The sequence below is a fragment of the Marinospirillum sp. genome (assembly GCF_014859565.1).
In genome coordinates this window covers 1-3350 of the sequence record NZ_JACUUA010000304.1, presented here as the reverse complement: position 1 = coordinate 3350, position 3350 = coordinate 1, and the positions used below count along the sequence as shown (strand labels likewise).

General features: G+C 53.1%; 3 protein-coding genes. 1 reads left to right on the top strand and 2 read right to left on the bottom strand.

Going from position 1 to position 3350, the window contains the following annotated elements; all coding sequences use genetic code 11:
- Window positions 1–189 precede the first annotated feature (189 nt).
- Window positions 190–1362, top strand: a complete 1173-nt coding sequence (locus tag IBX50_RS18755; RefSeq protein ID WP_292257926.1) for an MFS transporter — start codon at window positions 190–192, stop codon at window positions 1360–1362.
- Here IBX50_RS18755 and IBX50_RS18750 read toward each other — a convergent pair.
- Both IBX50_RS18750 and IBX50_RS18745 read right to left on the bottom strand, forming a co-directional pair.
- Window positions 1335–2507: a hypothetical protein gene (locus IBX50_RS18750; RefSeq protein WP_292257925.1), complete on the bottom strand. Its 1173-nt coding sequence runs from the start codon at window positions 2505–2507 to the stop codon at window positions 1335–1337. The two genes, IBX50_RS18755 and IBX50_RS18750, sit on opposite strands and share 28 nt — an antisense overlap.
- Window positions 2508–2510: 3 nt before the next feature.
- On the bottom strand, window positions 2511–3272 hold the full coding sequence (locus tag IBX50_RS18745; protein ID WP_292257924.1) for a hypothetical protein: 762 nt from the start codon (window positions 3270–3272) through the stop codon (window positions 2511–2513).
- Window positions 3273–3350: the final 78 nt, after the last annotated feature.

The window sequence follows — 3350 nt, the reverse complement described above, 5'->3', positions numbered from 1 at the left end:
CTCTTTGGCGATTTCAGCCATGCATCTTCGTCCTTCTGAGGTTTTTGATATTCGGGCGATTATACCCTTTTTGTCAGCTTTAAGTCATAGCAAGATCGACTCATTTGACCCTTCGTGCAGCAAGCCCACACTGCGGGATATTTAATCATCATGATATAGTCGCGACTTTTAACTGCACCGGGATTTTTTATGCTTCCTGTCACCGTCTGGGGTCTGGCACTGGGTCAGGCTTTGCTGATCACCGGCAACATTCTGCTGGTGTCTGTCACCGCCCTGATTGGGCAACAAATTGCACCTTCTCCAGCGCTGGTTACCCTGCCGGTAGCTTTGCAGTTTCTGGGGTTAATGGGTGTTACCTTGCCCGCTGCATTGCTGATGCGCTGGCTGGGTCGCAAAACCGGCTTTTTTATCGGCAATCTGATTGGTGTGGGTGGTGCATTGCTGGCTTATACCGCGCTGGCCGGTGAAAACTTTGCACTCTTCTGCCTCATACTGGGCATGGCCATAGGTGTAGGACAGCAATACCGTTTTGCCGCAGTGGAAGCCTGTAAACCGGATCAGAATGCCCGTGCCATTGCACTGGTGATGGGTGGTGGGGTGCTAGCTGCTATTTTAGGGCCAAATCTGGCGGTCTGGTCGCAGGGCTTTTTTCCACACCATGCGTTTCTGGGTGCCTTTGTGGTGTTGATTGGGCTGTATTGTTTTACCCTGCTGCTGATTCTGAGCCTGCCGTTGCCCAAACCAACTCTGGCCGAACAACAACAGGGAGGACGCGGTTATCTGGAATTATTGCGCCAGCCGCTGCTGGTCGCTGCAATCACGTCTGGCAGTATTGGTTACGGTGTGATGGTGCTGGTGATGACCGCCACACCATTAGCCATGCACAGCCATCATTTTGAGTTCAGCAGTACCGCCAGCATTATTCAGTGGCATGTGTTGGGTATGTTCCTGCCTTCGTTTATCACTGGGCGATTGATCACCCGCTACGGTGTGACACCCATTATCCAGATCGGTTGTTTGCTGTTGTTGCTCTGCGTGATGGTGACTCAACTGGGGCAGGATTATTGGTACTTCTGGGTAGCACTGGTGGCGCTGGGTGTGGGCTGGAATTTCACCTTTATTGGTGCAACATCACTGCTGACACGCACTTACCAACCCAATGAAAAAGCCAGAGTGCAGGGGATGAATGATTTTCTGGTATTCGGGTTTTCAGCGCTGGGCAGCCTGCTGGCGGGGCATCTGCAATTATGGCTGGGCTGGCAGATGCTGAATCTGCTGATGCTGCCACCCATTGCGCTGGCAATGGCACTGGTCTGGTTCAGTAACCACACCCATCAGCGCCGCTCGATGCTGCCATCCTGATCAGGAAACAGATAAAAACGCTGTTCCACACCGGCCTCAATGTAAGGCCGGTTCAGCCTCTGCCGCAAAAAATCCTGCCGACTGGCAAACAAGGGCGCTGTGGCCTGTTGTAATGTTTCACTCAGCTCCTCACGCCATGCATCCAGACCGGCATGAAGCGCAGTTGCTTTGTCATCCCGATAAATGGCTTCTTCTGCTTTTAACAGTGCCCAGTCGGAAACCACAAAAAGTGTCAGAGTGGTCACTCCGGCCACCAGTGCACCTGGCCCACTGGGTGATGCTGCTGCCGTGGCTGTACCACTGGCTGCTAAGGCTGTTGCCAGTCGCGGGGTTAAGCGCGCCAGATACTGCAGGGTAATGCGGGTTGCTGTGCGTACTCCGGCACTTTGCATCATACGTCCAGCCATTACACGAGCCGCAGGCAATACCAGAATACCAGCACCGGCTGTTGCCGAGATTCCCACGCTGTTTTTCCAGCGCTTAAAATCTGCCTCCGAGGCCGAAAAGTCCGGCAGCAAAGCCTGATCCAGCTGCAGGGTAAAAACAGGTTCTGTATTGGTAACTCGCACCTGACGTGCAGAATAATCCTGATGCAGTTGCTCTTGCAGTTGCTCCAGACGCATGGCCTGCTGTTGCAACAGCTCCTGCTGAAAACGAGTGGTATAAGCTCGCCCCAGCATATCCAGCTGCAGGGCAAAACCCGTATCCTCAAATACCCGCTGCTGTAACTGCTTTTCCAACTGCTCCGGCAGATCACCTTTTATTGCATGAAACAGACGAATATAAGAACCCGGCATAGAGTAGTACCAGTCCAGATAAGTCTCAACACCGGCTTGGGGTAAGGCAAACAAACGATCCAGCTGCTGTTGATTCCAGTCACTCATCACCTGTGCCAGCTGCTGTTGCTCTTCACTGGTGAAGCGCCGCAGGTCGTGATTCAGTGCATCCAGTGTGGAGGCATCCAGCAGCAGGGTGTCACCCTTGATGATCAGGGCGTACACACTGCCGGATTCCACCTGTTCACCCAGCAGCCGCACCGCCTGACTGAGCCCGGCAAACACCAGCCCTGCCAGCATAAAAGCCAGCAGCAATGAACGCACACCGGGGGTTTTCTGCACGGATTCACTTCTGACCTGCTCACTCATATTTCACTCCCGGTGTTTTTTCAGCAACCAGCGGGCACCAACCAGCAGCTGCATCCAAGCCAGACAAAAAGCAGCCTGTAAAACAAACAAGGCACCCCAACCCAGCAAGGATAACCAACCAAAATCATCCCGATTACCCAGTGCATTTTGCAACAACCACTGCCAAGTGATATCCAGAGTCTGGCTCAGCCGCAGCAGCATTGCCAGCAAGCCCGGCTCACCTTGCATCTGTAATTGCAGTAACAAGGCATCACTCCAGCTCAAACCAATCAGCCAAGGCTGGGATAACTGCAGACGCACCAGCAACATCAATAAAATCAACAATCCGGTTACCAGCAGCAGGCTCCAGCGACGTACCAGCACCGGCAAGTATTCCGGCTTTAAACTACCACCCAGCAAAGCTGTTAGGCTTTTTTCTGCCAGCAGCAACAGCGGTAAACTCAGCGCCAGCAACACCCAGAACCAGCCATCTGCAACCAGCAGTTGCAACAGCAACAACAGAGCCAGCAACAGGGATAACAACAACTGCCACAACAGCCCAATCAATCCAAACTGCAAACGCTGCCGAAACACCGAGCCACCTTGCAGGTATTGCGCCAGCCACACCTGTCGTCTCACCCGAGCCAGCTCCAATCGGGTGATAAAAATCAGCCAACCGGCACCCACCCATAAGGGCAACAACAAACCCTGCTGTAAAGCAGGTGGCAGATAAACCCAACCCAATAACAGCAGCAATACCAACAGGCGTAGCAGCAGCAAGGGCATGTTGTTTATTGCCTCAACAAACGCAGGTTGTTGGGTTGTATCACTTCACTAGAGCGAAACGGGTTGATATCCAGACCA

What these genes read in the sequence shown, in the direction of transcription:
- IBX50_RS18755 (WP_292257926.1), top strand. Translation starts at nt 190, where the DNA reads ATGCTTCCTGTCACCGTCTGGGGTCTGGCACTGGGTCAGGCTTTGCTG.
- IBX50_RS18750 (WP_292257925.1), bottom strand. Translation starts at nt 2,507, where the DNA reads ATGAGTGAGCAGGTCAGAAGTGAATCCGTGCAGAAAACCCCCGGTGTG.
- IBX50_RS18745 (WP_292257924.1), bottom strand. Translation starts at nt 3,272, where the DNA reads ATGCCCTTGCTGCTGCTACGCCTGTTGGTATTGCTGCTGTTATTGGGT.